At 57.3% G+C, this 25738-nt stretch carries 17 protein-coding genes; 12 read left to right on the top strand and 5 right to left on the bottom strand.

All coding sequences use genetic code 11. The features are described from left to right. Nucleotides 1–35 precede the first annotated feature (35 nt). From SH410x_RS19815 to rtcR, 3 genes are all read right to left on the bottom strand, one after another. Complete coding sequence (locus SH410x_RS19815) at nucleotides 36–491, bottom strand: hypothetical protein (protein ID WP_473670188.1); 456 nt, start codon at nucleotides 489–491, stop codon at nucleotides 36–38. Nucleotides 492–1039: 548 nt separating this feature from the next. Then, a complete protein-coding gene (locus tag SH410x_RS19810; protein WP_473670186.1) occupies nucleotides 1040–1888 on the bottom strand; it encodes a cysteine peptidase family C39 domain-containing protein in 849 nt (282 codons plus the stop codon). A gap of 344 nt (nucleotides 1889–2232) precedes the next feature. Further along, on the bottom strand, nucleotides 2233–3846 hold the full coding sequence (rtcR, locus tag SH410x_RS19805) for an RNA repair transcriptional activator RtcR (protein ID WP_473670184.1): 1614 nt from the start codon (nucleotides 3844–3846) through the stop codon (nucleotides 2233–2235). 193 nt (nucleotides 3847–4039) lie between these two features. On the opposite strand from rtcR, the gene SH410x_RS19800 reads away from it, so the two are divergent. Beyond that, nucleotides 4040–5575 (top strand): RtcB family protein, encoded by a 1536-nt coding sequence (locus SH410x_RS19800; protein WP_473670182.1) that lies wholly within the window; start codon nucleotides 4040–4042, stop codon nucleotides 5573–5575. After that, entirely contained in the window at nucleotides 5568–6617 is a 1050-nt protein-coding gene (gene rtcA / locus SH410x_RS19795; protein WP_473670180.1) for an RNA 3'-terminal phosphate cyclase, read from the top strand. The genes SH410x_RS19800 and rtcA overlap by 8 nt, the downstream gene beginning before the upstream one ends. Nucleotides 6618–6786: 169 nt before the next feature. On the opposite strand, the gene SH410x_RS19790 is transcribed toward rtcA, so the two are convergent. After that, nucleotides 6787–7854 (bottom strand): CNNM domain-containing protein, encoded by a 1068-nt coding sequence (locus SH410x_RS19790; protein WP_473670178.1) that lies wholly within the window; start codon nucleotides 7852–7854, stop codon nucleotides 6787–6789. Nucleotides 7855–8275: 421 nt separating this feature from the next. Between SH410x_RS19790 and SH410x_RS19785 the strand changes: the two genes are divergently transcribed. The 3 genes from SH410x_RS19785 to SH410x_RS19775 all read left to right on the top strand — a co-directional run bounded on the left by SH410x_RS19785 (nucleotide 8276) and on the right by SH410x_RS19775 (nucleotide 11301). Then, nucleotides 8276–8812 (top strand): FKBP-type peptidyl-prolyl cis-trans isomerase, encoded by a 537-nt coding sequence (locus tag SH410x_RS19785; protein ID WP_473670176.1) that lies wholly within the window; start codon nucleotides 8276–8278, stop codon nucleotides 8810–8812. 529 nt (nucleotides 8813–9341) lie between these two features. Beyond that, complete coding sequence (locus SH410x_RS19780; RefSeq protein WP_473670174.1) at nucleotides 9342–10067, top strand: PEP-CTERM sorting domain-containing protein; 726 nt, start codon at nucleotides 9342–9344, stop codon at nucleotides 10065–10067. Nucleotides 10068–10431: 364 nt separating this feature from the next. Next, nucleotides 10432–11301, top strand: coding sequence for an MYG1 family protein (locus SH410x_RS19775; RefSeq protein WP_473670172.1), 870 nt, complete (start codon nucleotides 10432–10434; stop codon nucleotides 11299–11301). Between the two features lie 28 nt (nucleotides 11302–11329). Here the strand turns inward: SH410x_RS19775 and SH410x_RS19770 are convergent, their stop codons facing one another. After that, entirely contained in the window at nucleotides 11330–12187 is an 858-nt protein-coding gene (locus tag SH410x_RS19770; protein WP_473670170.1) for a methyltransferase, read from the bottom strand. Between the two features lie 850 nt (nucleotides 12188–13037). Here SH410x_RS19770 and SH410x_RS19765 point away from each other — a divergent pair. The 7 genes from SH410x_RS19765 (at nucleotide 13038) to SH410x_RS19735 (ending at nucleotide 25703) form a co-directional block, all read left to right on the top strand. Further along, the gene (locus tag SH410x_RS19765) at nucleotides 13038–16397 is read left to right on the top strand and encodes a PVC-type heme-binding CxxCH protein (protein WP_473670168.1); all 3360 of its coding nucleotides are present in this window, start codon (nucleotides 13038–13040) and stop codon (nucleotides 16395–16397) included. A 162-nt stretch (nucleotides 16398–16559) separates the two neighbouring features. Then, nucleotides 16560–17177 (top strand): GntR family transcriptional regulator, encoded by a 618-nt coding sequence (locus SH410x_RS19760; protein WP_473670166.1) that lies wholly within the window; start codon nucleotides 16560–16562, stop codon nucleotides 17175–17177. Continuing rightward, on the top strand, nucleotides 17174–20581 hold the full coding sequence (locus tag SH410x_RS19755) for a DUF1553 domain-containing protein (RefSeq protein WP_473670164.1): 3408 nt from the start codon (nucleotides 17174–17176) through the stop codon (nucleotides 20579–20581). Before SH410x_RS19760 ends, SH410x_RS19755 begins: the two co-directional genes overlap by 4 nt. Nucleotides 20582–20696: 115 nt before the next feature. Then, nucleotides 20697–22019 carry a DUF1501 domain-containing protein gene (locus SH410x_RS19750; RefSeq protein ID WP_473677358.1) on the top strand — a complete coding sequence of 441 codons (1323 nt, stop codon included), beginning with the start codon at nucleotides 20697–20699 and terminating at the stop codon, nucleotides 22017–22019. Nucleotides 22020–22222: 203 nt separating this feature from the next. After that, nucleotides 22223–23341, top strand: coding sequence for a mandelate racemase/muconate lactonizing enzyme family protein (locus SH410x_RS19745; RefSeq protein WP_473670162.1), 1119 nt, complete (start codon nucleotides 22223–22225; stop codon nucleotides 23339–23341). 59 nt (nucleotides 23342–23400) lie between these two features. Then, complete coding sequence (locus tag SH410x_RS19740) at nucleotides 23401–24450, top strand: succinylglutamate desuccinylase/aspartoacylase family protein (RefSeq protein ID WP_473670160.1); 1050 nt, start codon at nucleotides 23401–23403, stop codon at nucleotides 24448–24450. 8 nt (nucleotides 24451–24458) lie between these two features. Then, nucleotides 24459–25703 (top strand): MFS transporter, encoded by a 1245-nt coding sequence (locus SH410x_RS19735; RefSeq protein ID WP_473670158.1) that lies wholly within the window; start codon nucleotides 24459–24461, stop codon nucleotides 25701–25703. The last annotated feature ends 35 nt before the right edge of the window (nucleotides 25704–25738 follow it).

Genomic DNA, 25738 nt, shown 5'->3' with positions numbered 1-25738 from the left:
GGTGGAAGAACGTGTAGGAGAGGAGGAAAAGCGATTTAGGATTGTTTCGCGGGGATATCGAATTCCAAGCGATTGTCGGGCCCGGAGACGACCTCGAATTCGAGGGTCGATTCACCTCCGTCGCCGTAGGCAGGAGGGACAAGTTCTTTGGTAACGAGACGCCGGTCGTCATCCATTTTTTTGTCGCTGGATCCGACCGTTTGACCTTTACCACTGACAATGCAGGTGAAACTGACTCGATACTTCCCCGTTGCCAGACCTTCGCCGGCGGTCGAGCGAAGGAACAGTTTTCCGCTGGCATCGGTTTCGCCAACGCCGAGGTTGTACTTCGTTACCTTCCCGTCGAGTGGGCGAAAGTAGACGATCAGACGCTCATAGGGCTTGCCGCCAAGTGTTATCTGGCCGCCAATCTGATGGAGGGAAGGTTCCGAATCGCAGCCGGCGACGAGCAGGGATGATGTTAGGATCAGCAACGCAGCGAGGGGTTTCATTAATGGGGCCCGTGAATGGTTGTAGCCATGAAGGTTCGAACGACAGCGGAATGGTACAAACCCAATGTGAGGAACGTGTGGCACGCCTATGTCGATTCCGTGAATCTCTGTCGTGATGACGACGCCATTGAGATTCCCTGCAGGAAAGGATCCCCTGCCGAGGGCAGGATGCACTCTTCTTTTGGGTCCCAGCGGTCAGCAGGCTGTTGATTGAGTCGAGGCTCGACCGGTATTCGTGAGCCGAATGCCGTAAGGCATCGGGTAACGCGGGCACCCTAGCCGCTCACACGACTCGGCTCATGAAATCAACACGCCCTCAGATGACGCAGGCATTCCCGGCGACGGTTCCCATGAAGGACAGGTCACGGCGAACAAGTGCCGCATCACAGGCAACACCGCCATCGAGGACGGGTATCTGCTGGAAGGAACGGCCGGTTTAGAATGTCTGTTTGGATTGGATGTTATGCATCGGACGCCTGCACTTCAAAACAGCTTTGGCCGCGAATCATCCAACGCTTCACTTCAGAAATGACTGCCGTGAAGGTGGATCATCGCAAACGAATCGCGTTCCCATGCCAGAGAGTTTTCAAGTCCGCTTCGGACCATCGCTCCAGCCCGGTGGAAGGGTCCCCGACGATGATTCGACCGTCGTCGGCTCGCCCCAACGCGACGACCGAATGGCCCATTCCAGGAATCCAGCCCCACTGGTCGGCGTAGCGTCGATCTTCCACGCCGTATGGCAATTCCACTGCGAGCAAAACCGGCCAATCATTTCGCTCCAGCAACTGAGTCAGCGTTTCATCGAGCACTTCCACATCGCGATCGTTTCTTTCGGCGACTAACTTGATGCCCCGGTACAAACCGAGAGTCGGTGTGCCGCTCGAATCCGTCAAACACAGGGGTATCAGTTCCGCCTCGCTGACGTCGATGCCTGCGGCCTTCAGCAGTGTTGCGGCGGCCGCGGGGCTGCACGTTGCCCATGAGGTCTGCATCGCGACGCCATTCTCCCACGTATCCCCGCCCGTTGGTGCAGGCCGCACAGCAATCGACAGAAGACTCCACACGATTGCGACAAATGACATTGTTCCGAGAAGACAAACCATGACGGCCCGACGCCATCGCGGTGTGTTGGGTAACCTCCAGGACCAGCCTGCGGCCAGTGCTGCCAAAATCGCGGCGAAGTTTGTATAGACAATGCAAGCCGATAGCGGCACCCACTTTGCCCAGTACAACTGGCCAGACGCATAAAAGAGAAAATAGACGGCGGCGACAGTACTGCACGCCAAGCACAGCATCACCCGTTGGCCCTTGGGCGAATAAAGGTAAGCGCCCGCAATCACTCCCGCGATCAAACAGACGACTGACATGACGGCGATCGCAGTGTAAATGTCCGTCATGTCAATGTCTGTGAATGGAGTAGATTGATGAAATCGCCCTGGCGGACGAGGCTACGCCATCATAACCTAGCAAACGTCCGCGATCACCCGATCGTAACGTGACCCCACCACGGATCAACCGTCCGCAAACAGGTTGCTGATTTAGGCGGAACTCGAGCGGCAATCGTGAACCGAATGCTGGCAGGCATCGGGTAACGCGAGCCACCCGACCGCTCACGCGCCCCAGCTTAAAAATCGCCCCGCCGCTAAACGAGGAATCACAGCCGTGGCATGTGTTCGTCCCTGTCGCGATCTCCGAGCAATCGTCATTTCTGACGCAACGTGTCGACGTTGACAATGGACGGTCAAACAAGGTCGTCCCAGGACAGTCCGAATCGTTGCAGATATTTACGGAGACGATCGGCGTCGTTGGGGCGGGCTTTCGCTAGCCGGGATGCCTGGAAGAGACTTCGCCCCGCCGCAGACAACGATTGACTCTGGCGACACACGCGGATCACCTCGGCAACTTGGGTGCGGTCAAAGAGATCGATCGCCGCGACGGCCTCGGCTCCGAGGTACTCGACTAACAGGGCTTCATCACTGCAACGGACCGAGGGATTGCTCCAGTTTGCCCTCAACCGTTGAATCTCTTCATCGACGAGCGCGGCGGTAATCCGTCCACCTTCGGCGAGCGTTGCCATTCGTACGATGGCCGCGTTGAGGTCGCGGAAGTTGGCTTTCCACGGTGTGCTGGGGTCGATTGCGAATTGCAAAAATCTCTTGCGTGCCTCTTGGTTGATGGTGATCTTGTCGCCCGTGGCTCGTGTGTACTGCTGAAGTTCAAAATCGATGTTGGGGTCAATGTCGGCGCGCCGCTGGGACAAGCCCGGCAGAGCGAAGGTCCAGAGATTGATCCGGGCCAGCAAGTCGTCTCGAAATTGCCCTGACTCGACTTCGGTGACCAAGTCGCGATTGGTACCTGCGATCAATTGAAAGTCACTCTGCGTTGCCTCATCCGACCCGACTGCCATGAAGTGTTTTTCTTCAATCGCACGGAGCAACATCGCTTGCTCGTCCAAGCCGAGCTCGCCAATCTCATCGAGAAACAGCACGCCACCATCAGCGGACTTGAGCAGCCCAGAACGCACCCCACTGGCTCCGGTGAAGGCTCCTTTCGTATGCCCAAACAGAGCAGACATCGCTTGCTCGCCCCGGATTGTTGCGCAGTTGACTTCCACAAGCGGTCCGTCGATCTGTCGCCGACTCCGCTTGAGTTCATAGATCCTTTTGGCGAGCTGTGTCTTGCCCGCTCCAGTCGGCCCGGTCATGAGGATCGGGGCAGTCGTGGCGAGCGAAACCCGCTCTATCCGATCGATCAGTTTATTGAACGCGGCGTCCTTGGTTTCAATCCCGAATTTGAGAATCGACGTCGCTTCATCGTGCTCCTGGCTGAACCGGGTGGCGAGTTGATCGTAGCGAGACAGATCGAGGTCAACAATTTGGTAGCTACCCTGAACCGCTTCCGCTTCCAGAACGTGTGACCGTCCTCGTCCCGCTGGCGGTGTGGTCTGCAGCAACCGCCCCGGCAGGTGCCGGGATTCGGTCAGGAGAAACAAGCAAATCTGCTCGACGTGCGTTCCCGTGGTGATATGAACCAGATATTTTTCGCGATCCAGATCGAAGGAATAGTCACGGCAGAATTGATGCAGGGCCGCATAAACCTCTTCGAAATCCCACGGATCCTGCAGGCTGATTGAATGCGTGCGGACCGTCGTTTCCGGTGAGACCGTTTCAATGTCCGAGACAACCTGAGAGGCGAGCTTTTGGTAACGACGCTCTACTAAGAGCTCGAACCGATCCACGATCAAATCATCTTGCTGGCAGATCGCGACCGTCGGCCGCCAAGCCGCCCATCGATCACGCGATTTCCGTGGCTGGTCGAGCTGAACACCTAACAGGCCGATGACAATCGTTTTCATTTGCTATCCTGTGATATAAACGAGCATCCGACAGGATAGCCTTTCGCGAATCATCCAGGAAAGTCCTGGATCGCAATTTCTCTGCAAATCCTTTGTCAGGAATGACTTAACGTTAGTTCCTCAGGTTTGGCACGATCTCTGCTTAGAGAAACCGTTACGATTTCACCGAAACCTTTGCTAACTCGAGGCTCCCATGACGACGAAAACCTTGGCCACCCGACGCAACCAAGCCGACCGCCGCGCTTACACTGGCCCCGGGATGATTGCGACGGGCGAGGCAACCGCGATTCTGCCGACGGGAACGACATCGCCGATCAAGGTGTTTGGAACCGAGGCGATCCGTGACACGTTTGACGATTTATGCATGCAGCAAGCCGTGAATTCTCGCTTGGCTCCTGGCGTGACCGATTTGATCCTCAACCCGGACGCCCACTGTGGCTATGGAGCCCCGGTGGGATGCGTGATGGTTTCGCCAACGCACATTTACCCTGGTCCGGTCGGCGTGGATATCAAGTGTTCGATGAGCTTGCTGCAGTTGGACCTACCCGCCGAAGCGATCGAGGATCGTCGCGTGCGTCGCCAATTGATTTCCGCCATCTGTCAACGCACGCCGACCGGTGCCGGCAAGGGGCAGCGTCATGCCGCGAAGTCACGGCACGTCAACCGGTCACTCGGCCGCCAGTTGGTCGTCGAAGGCGCCAGCGAAGACGTTTGTCAATCGCTGGGGATTCCGACGTCGTGGACGTACCGCTGTGAGGATTCGTTCCATCACGGGCACGACGACACCCGTGATTCGCTCGACGCGAGGCTGGCGATTCAGCTGGAGCGTCACGACATGAACAATTTCAGCGAAAAGATGAAGCAGCTTGGGTCCTATGGCGGCGGAAACCATTTCGGTGAATGCGAAGTCGTGGAGGTGGGCGGCGATGATCGCGCACGGGCAGTCGCGGAGAGCTTCGGTTTGCATGACGGCAAGGTCGCGTTCCTATCACACTGTGGTTCACGTGGTTTTGGCCATAACCTGGCATCGGGGCAATTCAAACACCTGCAATCGAAGTTCAATCAATGGGGGATCCCTCTGCCTGCGGGCGATCGGCAGCTCGTTTACGCACCGCTCGGAACCGACGAAGCGAATGACTACTTGGACGACATGGCGCTCGGAGCGAATTTTGCGACCGTGAACCATCTGTTGATCAACGCACTCATATTGGAAGCGTTCCAAGAGATCATTCCTGGAACGAAGGGGAACCTTGTGTACTTCATCAGCCACAACATTGCTCGTAAAGAGATTGTCGATAACCGTCCCACGTGGGTACATCGCAAAGGTGCCACGCGCGCGGTACCGGGCGGACATTTTGCACTCGCTGGAACCCCGTTTGCGAAAACGGGGCATCCGATCTTGTTACCAGGGAATCCACGCGATGGTTCGGCGGTGATGGTAGCCGACGAGGGGGCTGCTGCGTCGTGCTACAGCGTCAACCACGGTGCGGGCCGAGCGCTCGGACGTCGGCACGCGGCACGGGTGCTCGACCAAGCGACCGTGGACAGCGAGTTCGATGCGGGAGATATCCTGAGTAATTGTCGTCGCTATCCGATCGACGAGGCTCCGGCCGCATACAAGGATTTTAACGAAGTGTTGCGAAGCGTGAAGACAGCAGGATTGGCCAGCGAAGTGGCACGACTGAAGGCCCGGTTTGTAATCAAGGACGCGAGTAAAGCGGATGACTGACGTGACGGCGATTCAAATCGATGGCAGCGAGGGCGAGGGAGGCGGACAAGTGGTCCGGAGCTCGCTCGCGCTCGCGGCCGTCACGGGCATCCCGGTGCGAATCACGAACATACGCGGCCGGCGGAAGAAGCCGGGCTTGTTGCGCCAGCATCTCGCGGGCGTCAAAGCGATCGCCCAGGTCAGCGGCGCCGTCGTCGACGGAGCCGAACTGGGCTCACACACACTCACGCTCACGCCAAACGCCCTGCGCGGTGGTCCATTCAAACTCGAAGTCGGATCGGCGGGCAGTGCGATCTTGGTGGCTCAAACAATTTTGCCAGCTCTTTTGTATGCTCCCGAAGCGTCGACGGTAACGATCGATGGTGGCACGCATGCGTCCTGGGCACCGCCGTTTGACTATTTCGAACGCTGTTATCTGCCTCTGCTCTCGCGAATGAATGTCAGTGTGAGCGTGTCGATCGAGTCACACGGGTTTTACCCGGCAGGCGGAGGCCGCATCGTGATGCACGTCGAGCCTACATCGGGACTGCGAGGTATTTCGTTGATCCATCGCGAGGGAGAGCTAAAGCCGCGGGTGCAGTCATTGGTTGCCAACGTTCCCGTATCGATTGGGAATCGCGAGTGCGACGTCATTGAGCGAAAGACCAACTGGAGTCACGGCTCGTTTGAGACTCGCGTGATTGAGCGATCGGGAGGGCCGGGCAATGTGGTGATGATCCAGTGCGGCTTCGATAACGTGACCGAACTCTTCACTGGGTTCGGCAAGGTCGGTGTCAAAGCCGAGCACGTTGCCCGCTGCGTCTTGCGGGAAGCTCGCGCCTACTTAGCCCTCGACGTTCCCGTCGGGGAATATCTGGCCGACCAATTGCTGTTGCCGATGGGACTGGCTGCGGCGAACGGACACGCGAGCGAATTTCGTACGGGGCCGTTGTCACAGCACAGCCTGACACACATCGACGTGCTGCAGCGTTTCTTGGACATCCAGATTCACCCGACCCAAAACGATGACGGGTCGTTGACGGTCCGTGTGCTCGGGACGTAGTGGACGAGTCCTCCTGGGTGACGCAGGCCTTCCATTCTTCTGCCGCTCCCATCGCTCTCGTTCTTGTATCCGGCAAAACAAACGATGCCCCTTCTTTGGGCTCTTGTGCGTTTAAAACGGCTCGACGCTCGGGCTCCAATCGGAATCCGAGCCCTGGGACCTTGGTTCCTCAAGAATCGACGGCAGCCGCCTTCTTGATTCCCTGCTTCTCCATACGATCTTTCCAACGATCGCGGGCGAGTTTCTGCATGTCGATGGTTTCATCATGCTCGTCGACGATCTCCAAACCCAACAACGTCTCGAGCACGTCTTCCAATGTGACAATCCCCTCGACGCCACCATATCGATCCATCACGATCGCGATGTGGGCGCGGTCGTCCAAAAGTGTGTCGAAAACGCTCGTCAGACTATCGTCTTCGTGCACGGACAAAATATTGCGGGAGAATGATTCCAGAGTCCGATCGAGATCACCGGCCGCGATCGCTGTTAACAGATCGCTACGGAGCACAAATCCCGTCACGGCATCGCGACGTTCCTCATAAATCGGGATGCGCGAGACCGGCAGTGCAGTAACCTCTTCAACCACTTCGGAGACCCGTCGCGATCGCTCCATTGAAATCACGACCGTTGCCGGGGTCATGACGTCCTCGACTGTGATCGACTCCAGCCTGAGCAAGTTTCGCAAGATTCGAGACTCACTCGTCTTCAGCAGACCCTCGTTCGTCCCCAGTTCAGCGACGGCCTCGATTTCGGCACGCGTCACTAATTTTTGTTTTTTACTACCGGCCAGCCACCGTGTCAGAATCTCAGAGAGCCAAACCAATGGGAACATCAAAACAATCAGGCCGCGAACGAATACCGACACGACGCCGGCGAGCTGCCGCCAATGCAAAGCACCCATCGTTTTGGGAATGATTTCGCTGAGTACCAAAATCAGTAGTGTCAAAATGGCACTGATCACCCCGACATACTTATCGCCGAACATGTATGCCGCTTGCGCCCCCACCCCCGCCGCCCCGACGGTGTGTGCGATCGTGTTCAGACTCAGGATCGCAGCGAGCGGCCGATCAATGTTCTCCTTCAGCGCAATGATTCGCGCTGCGGATTTCGTCGGGTCTTTCCGACGTTCGACAATGTAACTCGGCGTGATCGAAAGCAGGACCGCTTCGGCGATCGAACAGAGAAAGGAGAATCCAATCGCAATGAAGAGATAGGTGAAAAGTAGCACATAATCCATGTTGCTTTTCCAAAGGAATGATGATGATTGCAAAACTCTCACGCTGGCCGAAATTCAGACAGGCAGTGCATCGATCTGCCTGTGTCTCCGATCCAATAGAACGGTGTGGGCGGCACCTCGCCATTGCATCATAGCCTAGCAGGTGTCCGCTAGAACCCGACGCAGCGAGCCCCACCACCAACTTACCCGTCACGACGCGAGGAACCACGGGTTGGTCAGAATCGCCCACGTCCGAGTGGCAGAGCAGAATCCGCAGACGCGACATCGCTGATGTCAACAAACCGCAGAAATGCGAAACGCAATGATGGACTTTCAAAAAATGCGTGTACTCGCTACCCTCCCCAAGCAATGGAGGCACGGTTGGCTTCCGATGGCGGTATTGGATTGACCCCGGATGCGAGACTGGAGCGTTGGAACGGAAATGAATCATTGGTTGCCATGGTGCCTGCTGAGCGTCGTATTCACGGTTCCGGCGTGTCGCAGCGCCACGAAATCCCGTCCAGACATTTTGTCAGAGCTGGCAGCCTCAGATGCTACCGCAGCGACATGGAAACCGCTCACATTTGTTGACAAGCCTGAACTTCAAGTCGGAACGGGGGCGATGGACGCGGGTGAAGTCCCCGAGTTCTTGACGACCGATTCAGGACTGAAGTATCGGGTTCTGCGGAACTCCGAAGGCGAGAAGCCGACGGCCGCCAGCACGGTGACCGTCAACTATCGGGGCTGGCTCAACAGTGGAAAAGTGTTCGACAGCTCCTATGAACGTGGTGAGCCGACAACGTTTCCCTTGAAAAATGTCATCGCCGGTTGGACCGAAGGAATGCAGCTCGTGGGTGAAGGCGGAATGATCGAACTATGGGTGCCTTCTAAACTCGGTTACGGCGAACGCGGGTCCCCAGGCTCGATCCCTGCTCACTCGAACCTTCACTTCATCGTGGAACTCGAGACTGTGGACTAGGCTGGACCGCTAAACCTTTGGGGTTGCAGTGCTTTTGCATTGCGCAAGTTTTCTTCTGCATCTCCGCCTCCTGAAGACCAGACCCAATTGTCCAGCCTCCCGTCTCCCCCGAAGCGCAGAGGGGAGACTGGGACGTTCTTGCTTCGCTTGCAATAAAAATGCAAGGCAGGATAATACCGTCAACCCCAAAGATTTAGCGGTCCAGGACTAGGCCTGCTTGAAAGCTCACCAGAACAAAGACGCGTTCATCGCTCCATGTCGCCACTTCTGAAGTGAACAGAACCGGCAAACTCACCTAGCCCTGGAGCTACCTCTGCCTGGGGTAGGTCGCTAGCTCATTGGGTGTGTCCTGTCCCGCTTTCCTTGCCTTATTGAGCAGAATGGGGGTTTGGGAATATTGGGTGTTTTCTGTCGAGTTTTCCGCTAATCGCTTGCATGCCTCTTCACTAGGGTTAAGCTAGACGTGTTGCGTAGGTCCCGGTCGCCCATTAGCGAGCGGGTTGATTGCCTAAACGAAAGTCAAAGAGTGGTGCGAAGAATTCAAATAGCGATAGCGTGCGTGGCGGTGGCGGTTGCGATGGCCGGTCAACTGCAGGCAGCGATCGTCACAGAGATAAACTCGAGCGTTGGTTTCTTTGATAACACGAGTGGCACTCGTGATTTCGACTTCGTCATTGGTGATTTCGGAGGTGAGTCAACAGTCGTTACCGATGTCAATCTGTCGATTTACTTTGCCAAAAGCAACGACAATAGCGAAGTGCCCGAAGGGTCGCCCATTACCCCGGGAACAGGGTACTTCGGTGAGATCGAATTTGCCTTAACGAGTCCCTCGGGAACGGTCTACACCCTGATCTCCAATCCCAACGGCATTGAGCTTGTTCCCGCCGACAATTTTTCGTCGTTCAATTCCGGTTCCAACGGTTTCAAGGGAACGATCTTGTTTGATCAGTCGGCGCCAACTGCCGTAAACGCCAATCCCAATGTCATATCTGCAGGCACGTTCCGGCCAGATGATGCCACGCTGAACAGTCTGGATATTTTCAATGGGGAGCTTGCCCTCGGAACTTGGACACTGTTCATCGAAGATGACGTAGGGGCCGATGGTTTGAGCTTCTACGAGGCTTCGCTGACAATCACCACCTCATCCGTACCGGAACCTTCCTCGCTTGCCCTACTCTGCATCGGAGCCTGTGTCGCTGGCGTGGGAGCTGCTCGTCGCCATCGTCGTGTAAAGGCCCCGAAGGCCACGGCCTAGTTCCGACGTAACCAGCAGTCAATCAATACGGGCGACCACCACGGTCGTCCGTTTTTCGTTGGCATCGAGATCAGGGGGACAGAGATCAGAGGGACAGAGCACCTTCACAAGCACATTCCAGCGAGCATTGCCGTCAGCTTATTCGCTTCGGCGGGGGGACCCGAAACCCTCGAAGAAATGCTGTGTCCCTCAGTCGTCCCTCAGTCGTGCTGGTGTCCCTCAGTCGTGCTGTCCCTCAGTCGTGCTCTGTGTTCCTCAGTCGTGTGCTCTCCCTTCAGGCTTCCGTCGATCGGCTCGGTCGGTATGTTCTGTGCTCGTTGATTTCCAACTTGCTCCTCACTCTGAATATCGCCACTTCATGACCATGCAGCTGATAGTGACCCATCCGGGCGGCGCCCACAAAGACGATTTCCTGGCCTGCAGTCTGCTCGCGCATTTGCATGGTGTTCCGATCCAGCGACGCGAGCCAACGGACGACGACTTGGCCAATCCATCGATCTGCGTCGTCGACGTTGGTGGGGTGCACGATCCCGGACGAAACAACTTCGACCATCACCAGTTCCCTCGCGATGCCCCGCCACTTTGCGCCTTATCGCTTGTGCTTCAAAGCATGGGGCTCTACGAAGACGCGCTGTCGTTCTGTGCCTGGCTTCGGCCCGCGGAATGGCTCGATACGTTAGGTCCGAATGAAGCCGCAAAGTTGATGGGAATTCCGCGCACGGCCTTGGGGGAACTCAATTCTCCGCTCGACATTACTTTGCTCAACCGATTCGCGAACCGGACAGAGCTGAATCCTGAACATCCGATCTACCACGTCATGAGCATGGTAGGTGAAGATATTGTGAACTACTTGACGTCGTTGCGCGAACGACTGGACTACCTGAAGGACCATGTCCAGTACTGGTCGATTGAAACAGACGGGGAGCCGATCCAAGCTCTGTTCTTGGAGAAATGTGACACGATTTCGGAAGACCCTTCCTTTGGGGTCTACGCGTTCATCGACAGCGAAGGAAAAGCCGATGAGATTCAGGCATTGGTATGCCCTGACCGGCGGGGCGACGGGTACGGATTGACGCGTTACAACGACAGCCAGCGACTGGATTTCTCGCAAATTGAATCCCACGACGATGTTCGGTTTGCACACAAACGTGGCTTTGTCGCAAAAGTCACCGTGACGGACCCGGAGCGGCTTAAGGAGCTGTTGAAAGACGCTGTTGTCAAAATCACTAGCTGAATTCCCGTCGTGACGATTCCAATGGGCCCTAACCAGCGTGTTTGGGTCCGTGGAAACCGGACTCACTCTTCGATAGCAGGGGATGTCCGCTTTTGCCCCCGGCGGCGACGGACGCGTTGGGCGTGTCATCGACCGGGGAGAGAGGCCGACCGACCAGGACTCGATTCATCTCGGTAATCGATGGCGATATCTGATCCCAGCGAACGCGATACCCTGCCGCGTGTAAGCGGTACGTGCGGTCGACGTCGATGGCGATGTCCGCGCCCAGAAATTTCTTCAAGCACTCGGGAGACGGGTGCAGCCGATGTCGTCGGCAGCATGGTAAGAGTGCGACCGTGCTGCGAAGTGAGATTGCATGCTCGATGCACTTGTCCGTCCGGTCGCCGCAGGCATGAACTCCTAGGATTGCCACTCCGGGTTCGACATGTTGGAGGGTCTGGTGCAATGGAGCTTCGACGTAGGTGATCTTTGCGGCAGTCCAGGGAGCCACTGTCTGGGCCGCTTTGAGAACGAGATCGAAGCTCTTGGGACGAACTTTGTCGAGCAGGCAAACGTGTTCAATGTTACGCTCGAACATGGCAAACAGAATCCCGACCAACCCATGGCCACAACACAGGTCGGCGACGGATCGGCACCGCACCTGGTCTCGAACGCAAGCGAAAAACTCGAAACTCTCCAAGACCTCTTTGAACGGCAACGCGCGACGTTCGCATAATTCCCGAGCGAATACGGACGACAGATAGTCGCCGGGAAACCAACGCGTATCGGATTGGCGAAGTCGATCTCGGCAGGATGCCTTTTTCGAGAATTCGGCGGCGTTGAATTGTCTCAAAAAACGAAACGGTTGATTGTCTGGAGCAAGTACATTGCTCGATGTTTCTGACATCGGTGCGGGCATCCTGATAGGGGGATAAATCGAGACCAGTTCGTCGCCTCTGCGCATCCTCTTCATCGACGATGATCCCGCCGAAGTGCTCCACCGGGGAAGCCAGCAACACATCCGCCCCGGTTTCCGCCAGTTCGATCGCTGCGGTGATCATCTGGGGGAAGTCGCCGTAAACTACGACATCCGCCGTCTCCGCCGCAGGGGTGGCAGGCTAGCGACCGTCAGAAAAACGGCTTCCAGGGGCCGTTTGACGAATCGAAAATGATTGATCGGAGGTTGCCTCTTCTACTGGGGTTCGCGGGGAAGCAGTGGGAGAAGGCGTCAGTCCGTTTTGCTAGCGCCGAGAATGGGCCATGGAATGGGGCTGGGGGCAAGTTCCTCTGGACGTGGAAAGAGGGGACCCACCTGAGACGAATGATCCATCCGGTTGTGTCGTGGGTTTCAAGGTGGTGAGCTCACTGTGCGGGGATGGGCCCAACATTGCGGTGGCGTTGGGGGATTATGTCACACTGATGTGATTGTGGTAGGCTCACAACGCCGGGAGAAACGGAAGCAACCTCTGCGGCGAGGGTGCTTAGAAAAGTGGTTTGAACGCGACGGTCGCCCAATGTCAGCGAACGACTTGCTACGATTTCGCTACGGTTGATTTTGCTGTTTCGATCGTTCAACCGGAACGACCGGCCTCCCGGAGCAAGGTTCGAGTCGACTCGCGATAGTAACATTATTCAACGCGATCAAAACGGCCACTCTATCCCTGAGCGGCCAGTTATTTTTAACCTCATTGGATGCCTGCGATTTGTCCCCCTGGCCCACCCAGTACGCTTCCACTCCCAAACGATTGATTCCATCGATGCGATTTTTTAGCTTGCTTGTTTTGATTTTCACCTTAACCACGCTGGCGCATTGCGAGGAACCCACGCCCGAGGAACCCACGCCCGAGGGAGCTCACGCTGCCAGGGCGGCAATGGCAACCTTCGGTGTTCCAGACGGCCTGACGGTGGAACTGTACGCGGCCGAGCCGATGCTACGAAACCCGATCGCATTGTGCCTGGACGATGTCGGGCGTGTTTACATCGCCGAGGACCACCGATTTCTGGAAGGCACGCCCGAAAATCGTTCGCACAGTTTCTTGCTGGAAGACGATCTGCAGATCAACACGCTCGACGAACGCCGGGCCATGCAGGCGAAATGGGCACAGCACTTTGAGAACGGTAGCGACTGGTTCACTCAGACCTCTGATATCGTACGTCGTCTTGAGGACAGTAACGGTGACGGCCAAGCCGACCTGTCGACTGTTTTCGCCAACGGATTTGATGGGCCGCTCGACGGCTTGGGCGCCGGTTTGATCGCTCGCGAGGGAAAGGTTTGGTTCACCTGCATCCCGAATCTTTGGTTGCTCGAAGATGCCGACGACGACGGCACCGCCGAGCAGAAAACGCCGCTACTGACCGGATTCGGAGTCAACGCGGCATTTTACGGGCACGACCTTCATGGATTGGTGTGGGGCGTCGATGGCAAATTGTACTTCTCCGTCGGCGACCGCGGCGCCCATGTGGAAACCAAAGAAGGCACCACCATTTCCAATCCACGCAACGGTGCGGTGTTCCGTTGCTACCCCGATGGCACCGAATTGGAACGGGTGCACCACGGTTTGCGAAACCCTCAGGAACTGGCCATCGACCAGCATGGCAATGTGTTCGCCGATGACAATAATTGTGACAAGGGCGATCACTCGCGTCTGGTCTACATCGTTCCCGGCGGCGATAGTGGCTGGAACATGGCCTACCAACATATTGCCTCGCCCTACCTGACCGGCCCCTGGCATGCTGAAGGAATCTGGCATCTCGACCACGATTTGCAACCCGCGCACATTGTCCCGCCTGTCGGCAAGCTCGGGGCGGGGCCATCCGGTTTTGTGTTTTCTTCGGGCAGCAGCTTACCACCACGCTACCGAAACCATTTCTTCTATTGCAACTTCAGCGGCAACGGTGGTGTCGAGTCCTTCGCGGTTCAGCCTCAAGGCGCTGGTTTTGAGATCGTCGACCAACGCGATTTCTGCAAACCCGTGATGGCCAGCGATGTCGACTTTGGGTACGACGGAAAAATGTACCTGTCCGATTACCCCACCAATCCCTTTGACCGAAATACGTCCGGTGGTCGCGTATTTACCGTCTTTGACAAGTCATTGATCGAACAACCGTTGGTGCAAAACACAGCGAAATTATTTCGTGAAGGATTTCAACAGCGCTCCTCCCAAGAACTATTGTCGTTGCTAGTTCATGATGACATGCGAGTTCGACTCAGAGCCCAATTTGCATTAGCGGCCCGCGGTAGTGAGTCCGTCGATGCATTGGTGGAACGGGCCCACAACCTCGACAACCCCTTGGCACGCTTGCACGCAATCTGGGGACTCGGGCAAATCGCACGTCGCGATCCGCAGTGTCTCGCGTCACTCGTCGGCCTACTCAGTGATGGTGACAGCGAAGTCCGCGCCCAGGCCACCCGCGTCTTTGGCGAGGCGCACTACGCGCCCGCCGGACCCGCGATCGTGTCTTTGCTCGCCTCCGCCTCGCCACGCGTGCGGTTCTTCGCCGCGTTAGCGCTCGGCGAACTACCGTTTCCGCAGGCAGCTCCTGCGATCATCACGATGCTCCGTGAAAACGATGGCCAGGATCGGCAACTCAGGCATGCCGGCGTCGTCGCACTCGAACGAATCGGTGATCGCGAAATCGTTCAACAGCATGCTCAGGACTCGTCGGCCGCCGTCAGGATGGCCATGCTGCTGGTGCAGCGTCGCTGGGCCAGCCCTGAAATCGCACAGTTCCTCGACGATGCGGAACTGAAAATTGTCAGCGAAGCGGCGCGGGCGATCCATGATATACCAATGCCCGCTCAGCATGATGCACTCGCCCATTTGGCCCTGCGTTACCGGCATGCCTCCGGCGACGCCGTGGTGCCGCTGATGCGACGGATCATCAGTGCCAACCTGCAAATCGGACAGCGTGCAAATGTCGACGCCGTCATTGGGATTGCGACCAGCCCGGCGCAACCGCTGGTTGTCCGCCGTGAAGCCATCGCCGCGTTGGCTGCTTGGCAAGGCGGAACCCAACTCGACCGCGTGACAGGGGTCTGGCGGCCGATCGACGTTCGTGAGGGAACCACCGCCCGTGAGGCTGTCCAAGCTGTCGCCGCGAAGTTGCTTGCCTCGGCACCCGCTGAACTTCAAGCGGACGTAACCTCACTGCTGACGACCCTAAAGGTTGACACCGATGATGACGAGTTTGCCCGTTGGGTCGTCGACGCAAACCGGGCAACGGAAGTTCGTGTCGCCGCGCTTCGTCTGTTGCATAGCCGGAAATTCAGTGGCCTGCCGGAACTGTTGGAAACATTGCTCGGGGCGGATGATGTCAAACTGCGCAGCGAAGCTCGTGACCAGTGGGCGACCATCGACGAAGTCCGTGCGTTAGAGCTCTTTTCGCAACTACTTGATGAGGAACACGCCGCTGTGTCGGAGCGCCAGCGAGCCCTCGCCGCGCTGGCGAGAATGAAGTCGGCCCGCGCCATGCAAACGCTCGACGTGTGGGCCAATCGGCTTCGCGAACAAGCCGTTCCCGCCGCATTGCAACTCGACTTGGTCGAGGCGTTGGGCAGCACATCGAGCGAATCGCACCAGCAGGCGATCCGCGACTTCGAGAACGCTGGCAATGCAGCCGACCCCCTGGATGTTTACCGTGTTGCGATGTTCGGAGGTGACGCGGAGAGCGGACGCGAAATTTTTGTCAGTAACACCGCCGCGCAGTGCATCCGCTGCCATCGCGTCAGCGGTCAAGGCGGAACGGCGGGGCCAGATTTGTCGTCGATCGCCCATCCAGCTCGCAAGCTCAGCCGCCGCTACCTGCTCGAATCCATCATCAATCCCAACGCACAGGTCGCCAGCGGATTTGGCACCGTCACGGTGCTCCTCGACGACGGCCAGGTCGTTGCCGGAACGATTCAGAGCGAGGGCCAAGACACAGCTGAAAATACACTCACCCTGGTGACCGCGAATCATGAAACCATTCGCATCGATCGTGACCTGATCGAAGCTCAGTCGGCGACGCGATCCACCATGCCTGAAATGTCTGAGGTGCTAACGAAGCGAGAGATCCGTGATTTGATCGAATACCTGTCCACCCTCACGGCCAGCCCCGAGCACCCCACTCCCCGATAAGTCCAGCGGACGCGACAAGTCCAGCGGACGCGGGCGGTTGTCACGTAAGAATACGGTGACAACCGCCCTGTCATTCGTATCCGCTTGGCAACCCGTGGTGATTGTATACAATACACAAAGTGCCGCCGCGTCCGCAATTCACCCAATCCATTGGAAATCCGCATGAATCCACCACTGGTCAGAGGTCTGGGAGAGCAGATTGTCGATCGACTGCGCAACGACATCTTCTCGGGGCGAGTCGGCGAAGGGGAGCGATTGCGTGAGACCGAGTTGGCGACGCGCTTCGAGGTCAGTCGCAGCCCAGTCCGTGACGCACTGAAGCAACTGACATGGGAAGGGGTCGTGGAGACCGACCGCAATCGCGGTTCGCAGGTGGCACGCTCGGCCCCTGACGAGATCCAGACGTTGATCATCCCATTGCGGCGAACGGTTGAAACGCACGCACTGCGGCTGTTCTTTGGCACGTTGCAGGATGCCGATTTCACCCAATGGGAAGCCATCTTGGAGCGGATGAAGCACGCCTGTGCGAGCGGTGATCTCACCGTCGTCTCGGAACAGGACGTCGCCTTTCATCGCTATTGGGTCCAGCGATCCAACTCGCCCGATTTACTTGCCATTTGGTCGGTGATGGTAGCCCGTGTGCGGCGTCACTTTCTGGAAAGCCATCAATCGTACACCGACCCGATGGATATCTACCGCGAGCACTTACCGATCCTCCAGCGGTTAAAAGATGGCGACTTGGAGGGCACCGTTTTAGCCCTGGAGGAGCACATTCAATGATCCCACAACCCGCTCTGCCAATGCGATCGAGTCGTTTTGCTTCGCTCCATGCGTTGATCATTACCGCGATCGTCGCCTCTCTTCACTGCCCTGCGCTGCGTGCCGACGAGGCGGTCTCTGCCGAGCAGCAGTTCGAGACCGAAGCCTTTTTCGAGCAGAAGGTTCGTCCCCTGTTGGTTGAGAAGTGCATCTCGTGCCATGGGGCGAAGAAACAGCATGCGGGATTGCGACTCGATTCACGCCACGCGATGCTGACGGGCGGCGACAGTGGGCCCAGCTTCGTACCGGAGAAACCCGACGAAAGCCTGTTGATCGAGGCTGTCAAACGTGAATCGTTTGAAATGCCACCGGAGGAGTCTCTCGACGACGACCAGGTCGAAATTCTCACGCGTTGGGTAGAAATGGGGGCCCCTTGGCCGGGCGAGTTGACGCCCGATCGCAGCACCCCCGACTTTGCCAATCACTGGGCCTTCCAACCCATTCAACGTCCCGAGTTGCCCCCGGTCGGCAACCCAGCGTGGGCCCACAACGAAATCGATGTTTTCATTCTCAATCGACTCGAACAGCAGGGGCTGGCCCCATCCCAACCCGCGACGCAGTCAGACTTGGCGCGACGAATCAAATGGGATCTCGTCGGATTACCGACAACGTTCCAGGAGCTCGCCGAGCTCGAACAAACCGATGCTGCCACTGCCATTGCGGGGTGGACCGATCGATGGCTCGCTTCGCCTCACTACGGCGAACGCACGGCTCGTCATTGGTTGGATGTGGCGCGGTACTCGGATACCAAGGGGTATGTGTTTTTTGAGAAAAATGAATTTCGTGCCGCCTACACCTATCGTGACTACGTCATCGACAGCTTCAACGCGGACAAGCCCTTTGATCAATTCATTCGTGAGCAATTGGCTGCGGATCTCATGACCGATGTGGCCCATGAATCGCTGGCCGCACTCGGCTTTATCGTGGTGGGGCCGCGGTTTAAGAACGACGAACATGAAATCATTGCTGATCGCATCGACGTTGTCTCACGGGGACTGATGGGGATCACTATCGCGTGCGCTCGCTGCCATGACCACAAGTTTGATCCGATCACGATCGATGACTACTACTCGCTCTACGGCGTGTTTCGAAATTCGCTCGAGCCGCTCTCGTTGCCATTTCGCAGCGGTGACGCGAAGGCTTTGCAGGATCCTCAAGCTCGCGCGATCCGCCAGGCAGCCACAGAACTTGAGGAACACTATCACGCGCAATACGAGAAGGTGATGGCGGGTAGCCGTCAGCGTTTGGCCGAGTATTTGTTGGCCGCCCAATCGCAGCGTGGTGGCGTCAACACCGCAGCCTTCGATACCGTCACCGATGGCGACGACCTGAACCCGGAACTCATGCTGATCTGGAAACAGTTTCTCGATGATACCGAACTGAGCAACGACCCGGTCTTTCTACCCTGGCACCGGTTGGCCGGCTTAACGCCGGAGTCCTTTACGGCGGAAGCCTCCAACGTACTGAGGTCGTTGACCACAGCGGGCTCCGAACCCGTGGCGAACCAGGACCCCGTGGCGAATCAGGACCCCATGGCGAATCAGGACCCCATGGCGAACCCGATCATCGTCAAGCGGTTGTTGACCGACGCTCCCCAATCGCTATCAGATGTCGCCAAAATCTACACCCAGTTGTTAGACGAAGCCGAGTCCGAGACCCTCAAAACGGCAGGGTCCGACCAAGCTTGGCAGGCACTGCGAGACACTCTTCTGGGCGGTAACTCACCGCTGCAAACGCCTTTCCATGCCTTCCGAATCTTGCGATTGTTTCCCGACCGCCCCTCCCAAGGCCCGATCAAGACACTTAATAACGCGTTGGATTCAGCACGTGCCAAAGCCTCGGTCGACTTGGCACAAATGTTGGTACTCGAGGACGCAGATCCGTTGATGGATGCACGTGTATTCCGGCGAGGCAATTCGTCGAGTCCCATGCATGTGGTACCACGCCGGTTCCCGAGCTTCTTCGCATCGGTCAGCGATCAACCATTTGAGCATGGCAGCGGTCGATTGGAGTTGGCCAACGCGATCGCCTCTCCCCAGAACCCGTTGACGGCGCGAGTGATCGTCAATCGAATTTGGTCTCAGCATTTCGGTCGTGGTTTGGTGGTCACACCGAGTAACTTCGGCATGCAGAGTCCGCCACCGTCGCATCCCGAATTACTCGATTATCTAGCGAATTGGTTCATCGAACATGGCTGGTCCATCAAGTCGCTCCGGCGTCTGATCATGCAGTCGGCGACCTATCAGCAGCAAAGTCATCTTGATGCCCAGGCCCACACGGTCGATCCTGACAACCAGTGGTGCAGTCGGATGAACCGTCGGCGTCTCGACTTTGAAACGATGCGTGACACGCTATTGTCCATTCGAGGCGATTTGGATCTGACGGTCGGGGGCCCTTCGGTGGGAGATCCGCTGGAACTCTCCAACCACCGTCGTTCGCTGTATGCTCACAACGACCGTTTGGACGTTTCGGGGACGATGCGATTGTTCGATTTTCCGTCGCCCGATATTAGCAACGGTCGTCGCGACAAGACCTCTGTGCCGGGACAAGCCTTGTTCCTCATGAATCATCCCTTGATGTTGTCGACCGCGGAGGAGGTCTCCAAGCGCGCCGCCGAGGCGTCCACCCCCGTGGAGCGTGTCGAGCGATTGTTTCGAGAAATCCTTCATCGCCTCCCCACGGCTCAGGAACGGGCAGAGACCCTTGCGTTCCTGCAGCACGCCAGCGTTGGCGAAGCGGAACCCGTGCTGCCCCCTTCGTACTGGTCATACGGCTACGGCGACGTTGCGACGGATCCTAACACCTTGGGCAAGTTTGCGGCACTGCCATTTTTCGACGGCACGCAATTTCAAGGTGGCCCCAAATTGCCCGATGCCAAACTCGGCTGGGTGTTCCTGAATGCCACGGGAGGACATCCCGGCAACACGCCGCAACGCGCTGCGGTGATTCGTTGGACCGCTCCCACGGCGATGACAGTCTCGGTCGCCGGTACGTTGTCTCATGAAAGGGAACCCGGTGATGGCATACGCGGTCAAATCTTTGCAGCCGGGCAGCGGATCGCTGGCCCCTTCATCCTGCATCAAGACTCGACTGCGACCCCCGTTGAGTCGGTCTCGCTGGCGAGGGGCGAAACACTCGACTTTGTCGTCGATGTTCATGGGGCGCTCGGTCACGATTCGTTTGCCTGGTCACCCACCATCGTCGAGCTTGTGTCCCAGTCGTCGACATCCAACGCCGCCCCCGCAGCGCAGCCGAGTTGGAACTACAGCGACCAGTTCCGTCCCGCCGAACCGGTACGGATCACGCCGTTGCAGAGTGTGGCTCAAGTGCTGTTGATGTCGAATGAATTTCACTTTATCGATTGAGAACCCCATGAACAAATCCAAACTCGACCAAGCCCATGGGGCCGACTTCGGCGCGTCCAACGTCTCGATTGGCAACCCGGTTTGCAATCGCCGCGAGATGTTGTTGCAGTCTGGGATGGGCATCGGCATGCTCGGTCTGGCGGGGGTGGCCGCGCATGAGGCAGCCGCAGGATCATCGGGACTCCACCACCCTGCCAAGGCGAAACAAGTCGTTCATTTGTTCATGAATGGTGGCCCGTCCCACGTCGATACATTTGACCCCAAGCCGGCACTCGAAAAGTACCATGGCAAACCGCTGCCGAACCCCGCCTTGCCGACTGAACGTAAAACAGGCGGCGCGTTGGCGTCCCCATTCAAATTTTCTCGTTATGGGGAATCGGGGATCGAAGTCAGTGAATTATTCCAGCAAACGGCCCAGCACATCGACGACATGTGCGTGATTCGATCAATGTATTCGGACATCCCGAACCACGAACCGTCACTGCTGCTGATGAATTGTGGTGATAACAATCAGCCGCGTCCGAGCATGGGGTCTTGGGTCAACTACGGGCTTGGATCGTTAAACGACAATCTGCCGGGATTCGTGGTCTTGTGTCCCAACGGGGTCCCTGTCGTCGGTTCTCAGAATTGGCACTCCGGGTTCCTGCCCGGCGCCATGCAGGGCACGCATGTGGATACCGGCAAAGCGGACTATTCGCAGTTGATCGAAAACATCAACAATCCACAGGACCCCGGCGTTCAACGCCGCCAGCTCGATTTGTTGCAGTCGATGAACCAACGCCATCTCCTCAACCGGGGTGTCGATCCACAGTTGGAGGCCCGGATTGAGTCCTATGAATTGGCCTATCGAATGCAATTCGAAGCGTCCGATGCGTTCGATCTGAGCCAGGAGCCAGCCTACATTCATGAGATGTATGGTGACTCGTTGCAGGGACGCCAGTTGATGTTGACGCGGCGATTGGTCGAACGCGGCGTTCGCTTCACTCAGGTATGGCACGCCGGTGGACAGGAGTGGGATCACCACTCGGGAATCGAGAAGGGATTACGAACCCTGTGTGGCCAGTGGGACAAGCCATTGGCTGCATTCCTAGCGGACTTGAAACAACGCGGGCTACTCGATTCGACGCTTGTCTTGTGGGGCGGCGAATTCGGGCGAACTCCCGTTGCCGAACTGCCATCGCTCGACGGTCGCGACCACAACCATTGGGGATACAGCATGTGGATGGCCGGTGGAGGTGTCAAAGGCGGGCACGTCCACGGCGCGACCGATGAACTCGGATTCGCGGCGATCGAGGACCGGGTTCATGTTCACGATCTGCACGCGACCATGTTGCATTTGATGGGATTGGATCATGAGAAATTAACCTATCGATACGCCGGGCGTGATTTCCGTTTGACCGACGTGCACGGAAATGTTGCCCATGCCATGCTCAGCTAGGCACGCACGCGGACGTTTTCCTTTCATCGCGTAGGCCATCCTCCCGCGATTGCTCGGTTACGATGGCGGGCCGGTAGGCACGCAGTCGCAACGATTGATTGCTCGATGATGAGGACGCGGGTGCATCGCTCCCAAACCTTGCGACGGCGCAACCCAGTTCAACTTCATTTCCACCATCTGGATCAACAACAAAGCAAAGCCGAATGAAAATTGATCAAATTATTTGTCAAGTGTTGCGTTCCAAATCCGTTGTCAGCAAGACCGCCAGTTGCCAGGATTTAGTGCTCGTGCGAGTGCGGACGGACGATGGGCTCGAAGGAATCGGCGAGGCAGACTCATCCCCCGAGGTGGTCAAAGCGATCATCGATGCCCCGTTTTCACACAACATCGCTTGCGGGCTGCGTGAGATTTTAATTGGCGAGAATCCGCTCGAAACGGATCGACTGTGGCAAAAGATGTATCGCCAAACGATGTATTTCGGTCGTTCGAGCGTGACGCTTTCGGCAATGAGCGCCATCGACATGGCGCTGTGGGATTTGAAAGGCAAATATTTCGGTGAACCGATCCACCGCCTACTCGGTGGCAAACAGCACGATCGATTCCGGGCGTATGCATCGATCTTGTTTGGCAAAGATGGTGCCGAGACCGCTGAGATCGGACGACGCTGGATCGAAAATGGCTATTCGGCGGTCAAGTTTGGCTGGGAGCCCATGGGGGAATCCGAACGCGTCGATTTGGATCTGGTCGCCGGGGCCCGCGAAGGGATCAAGGATGCAACGTTATTGGTTGATGCCGGATGTGTGTGGGATGCGAGGACGGCATTGCGGCGTGCTCACGCATTCGAGCCCTTCCAGGTGGAATGGCTCGAAGAACCCCTACGTCCCGATGACGTCGAAGGCTATCGGTGGCTTCGCGATCGCTCGCCGATCCCCATCGCAGCGGGCGAAGAAGAGTGCGGGCGGACAGCGTTTCGCCCCTTGATTGATGCTCGGGCATTGGATGTTTACCAGATCGATATCGCTCGAAACGGTTTCACCGACGCTGCCTATCTGCGTCAACGCATTGAGGAGATTGGGGCACGCCCCTGCAACCACTGTTACACCAGTCCACTGACCGAAGCCGCCAGTTTGCATTGGTTAAGTACCTGTCGCGATGCGTTTCTATTTGAGGATTGCGTCGAGGATGAACCGATGCGGCACGAGTTAGCGATTGAAAAAATCCAGGCCGAAGATGGCTGGATCGAAGTGCCCGATCGACCGGGGCTGGGCGTCACTCTGAATGAAGACTTCGTGGCCGCACATGTGGTCGCCCAGTCAGAATAACGCGTCCCCACCTCCCGTCTCCGAACCCACCTCACTCCCGCCGAAAGACAAGTAACTCGATGACGAATTCACCCATTCGAACGGAACTCGATTTCTCGGCGCCGGGTCGACAAGTGGGAATCCTAACGGTTCCATATTCTTACAACCTGAGCGGTTGGGCCCAACTGCAGATTCCGATCGCAACGATCGCGCGAGGTGAAGGCCCAACCGTTTTGCTGATGGCAGGCAACCATGGCGATGAGTATCCGGGCCAGATCGCGATCATGCGACTGCTACGTGAGCTGAACGTCGAAGAGATCACCGGTCGTGTGATCCTGATCCCGTCGCTGAACATCCCTGCAGCCAAGGCGTCCACGCGATTGTCGCCCGTTGACGGGATGAATCTCAATCGCTGCTTTCCGGGTGACCCGGGAGGCACGGTCTCACAAATCATCGCCCACTATTTGACCACGGTTCTGTTTCCCTTGAGCGATGTGGTGATTGACCTGCACACAGGTGGGCGCGGTATCTACTTCTTTCCCTGTGCCCATATGCATTTGGTTGAAGACCTGCCCCAACGTCAACGGATGGCGGGGGCAACGTTGGCCTACAACACCGATTTGGCTTTTCTGTATAGCGATATTGCCGGCACCGGGCTGCTACCGGTCGAAGCGGAGAGCCAGGGTAAGACGGTGGTGACGACCGAAATGGGAGGCGGGGAGGTCACCACGCGAGCGATCCATCAACTTTCCCAAGCTGGACTTCGCAACGTGTTGATTCACGTCGGTGTACTGGAGGGACACGAGCAGACGCGTAGCAGCTTGAACCTACCGCCGACGCGTTGGGTACAGGCACTTGATTCAGGGGATTACATTTTTGCGGCGGAATCGGGCTTGTATGAAAGCCTGGTGGAGGTGGGTGACGATGTCAGTGCCGGTCAACCGCTCGGGGCCATTCACTTTATCGAGCGTCCCGACCGTGAGCCCACGATCATCGAAGCCCCCTCGTCGGGAGTCGTGATTGCCCATCGAGGTCCCGCCGTGACGCAGCAAGGCGATATTGCTGTCTGTCTTGCCCATGATGTCCCCGCAGATGTGATTGCGACGTTTTCGGGTTCCGGCAAGGGATGACACTCAGCGTGACACTTCCCGAGACCAAGCAGCGCGGACACCAAACGACCTATCTCGTCGCGTTCATGTGGTTTGCCTACTTCTTGAACTATTGCGACCGGCAAGCGGTGTTCGCGATGTTCCCCGTTCTGCAGTCCGATTTGGGGCTCACCGACCGCGAACTCGGCTTAACCGGTTCCATCTTTCTGTGGGTATACGGCATCGGGTGCCCGTTGGCGGGTCAGATCGCCGATAAGTATTCCAAACGCGTGTTGGTTGTATTGAGTCTCGCGATCTGGAGTTTAGTGACCGTAGGGACCGGATTGGCCACATCCGCTTTTATCCTACTGGCGTTTCGCGCCGCGATGGGCGTTTCCGAATCGATGTATATGCCCGCGGCAATCGCTTTGACCTCCAACGCTCACCCCCCCGAGAAACGCTCCCGCGCGGTAGCGACGCTGACGACCGCTCAGATCGTGGGTACGGTCGTCGGCGCTTGGTTCGGCGGTTGGATGGCGCATCAAGGTTATTGGCGTGAAGCCTTCTTTATTCTCGGTGCGGTCGGGTTGCTGTATTGTCTGCCGTATACCCTCTTTCTGCGCACGGTCGACGAGGACGCGGAGCTTGAAACCAAGCGTACTGATCGGTCCTGGTCGATTCACGAGTTAGTAAAGATACCGACGTTCTTAATGCTCTGCGTTGTCTTTCCGACATTCGTCTTTGGGCTTTGGATGCTGTACAGTTGGCTGCCTAACTTCCTCTATGAAAAGTATGCTCTGGATCTTGGCGATGCCGCGTTCACCGCGACCGCCTATCTGCAGAGCACCACGTTGATTGGGCTGCTCGGTGGCGGCGTTTTGGCGGACAAACTGTTTTTGCGTACCAAGGCGGCACGGTTGTGGTTGATGGCGATCAGTTTGATTCTGTGTGCCCCCTGCCTGCACTGGATCGGTAGCGTTGAATCGCTCGATGGGACACGGATTGCGGCAGGCGGATTCGGCTTGTTCAGCGGTTTTTTCATTGGCAATGTCTTCCCCGCCGCCTTTGAAGTGGTGCCCGCCAATACGCGTGCCTCCGCAGTGGGTTTACTGAATTTCTGTGGCGCCGCACTCTCTGGTTTTGCACCATTGGTCGGTGGCATCTGGAAAGAATCGGTCGGACTCGAACGGATGCTCTCCTACACGTCGATAGCGTTTGCGATGGCCGCCGTGCTATTGATTCTCGGCATTATCTATCTGTTTCCCAAAGACTACGAACGCATCCAACGCGATTAACGCCTGCCCTCAACCCGCAGCGAAACCGCTAGTTT

The organism is Rhodopirellula sp. SH410, from assembly GCF_055811895.1.
The sequence above is the reverse complement of the archived record's forward strand: the minus strand, read 5'-3'. Positions and strand labels throughout refer to the sequence as shown.

What these genes read in the sequence shown, in the direction of transcription:
- SH410x_RS19765 (WP_473670168.1), top strand. Translation starts at nt 13,038, where the DNA reads ATGCGATTTTTTAGCTTGCTTGTTTTGATTTTCACCTTAACCACGCTG.
- SH410x_RS19800 (WP_473670182.1), top strand. Translation starts at nt 4,040, where the DNA reads ATGACGACGAAAACCTTGGCCACCCGACGCAACCAAGCCGACCGCCGC.
- rtcA (WP_473670180.1), top strand. Translation starts at nt 5,568, where the DNA reads ATGACTGACGTGACGGCGATTCAAATCGATGGCAGCGAGGGCGAGGGA.
- SH410x_RS19815 (WP_473670188.1), bottom strand. Translation starts at nt 491, where the DNA reads ATGAAACCCCTCGCTGCGTTGCTGATCCTAACATCATCCCTGCTCGTC.
- SH410x_RS19810 (WP_473670186.1), bottom strand. Translation starts at nt 1,888, where the DNA reads ATGACGGACATTTACACTGCGATCGCCGTCATGTCAGTCGTCTGTTTG.
- SH410x_RS19785 (WP_473670176.1), top strand. Translation starts at nt 8,276, where the DNA reads ATGAATCATTGGTTGCCATGGTGCCTGCTGAGCGTCGTATTCACGGTT.
- SH410x_RS19770 (WP_473670170.1), bottom strand. Translation starts at nt 12,187, where the DNA reads ATGTCAGAAACATCGAGCAATGTACTTGCTCCAGACAATCAACCGTTT.
- SH410x_RS19790 (WP_473670178.1), bottom strand. Translation starts at nt 7,854, where the DNA reads ATGGATTATGTGCTACTTTTCACCTATCTCTTCATTGCGATTGGATTC.
- SH410x_RS19775 (WP_473670172.1), top strand. Translation starts at nt 10,432, where the DNA reads ATGCAGCTGATAGTGACCCATCCGGGCGGCGCCCACAAAGACGATTTC.
- SH410x_RS19740 (WP_473670160.1), top strand. Translation starts at nt 23,401, where the DNA reads ATGACGAATTCACCCATTCGAACGGAACTCGATTTCTCGGCGCCGGGT.
- SH410x_RS19760 (WP_473670166.1), top strand. Translation starts at nt 16,560, where the DNA reads ATGAATCCACCACTGGTCAGAGGTCTGGGAGAGCAGATTGTCGATCGA.
- SH410x_RS19755 (WP_473670164.1), top strand. Translation starts at nt 17,174, where the DNA reads ATGATCCCACAACCCGCTCTGCCAATGCGATCGAGTCGTTTTGCTTCG.
- SH410x_RS19745 (WP_473670162.1), top strand. Translation starts at nt 22,223, where the DNA reads ATGAAAATTGATCAAATTATTTGTCAAGTGTTGCGTTCCAAATCCGTT.
- SH410x_RS19750 (WP_473677358.1), top strand. Translation starts at nt 20,697, where the DNA reads ATGGGCATCGGCATGCTCGGTCTGGCGGGGGTGGCCGCGCATGAGGCA.
- rtcR (WP_473670184.1), bottom strand. Translation starts at nt 3,846, where the DNA reads ATGAAAACGATTGTCATCGGCCTGTTAGGTGTTCAGCTCGACCAGCCA.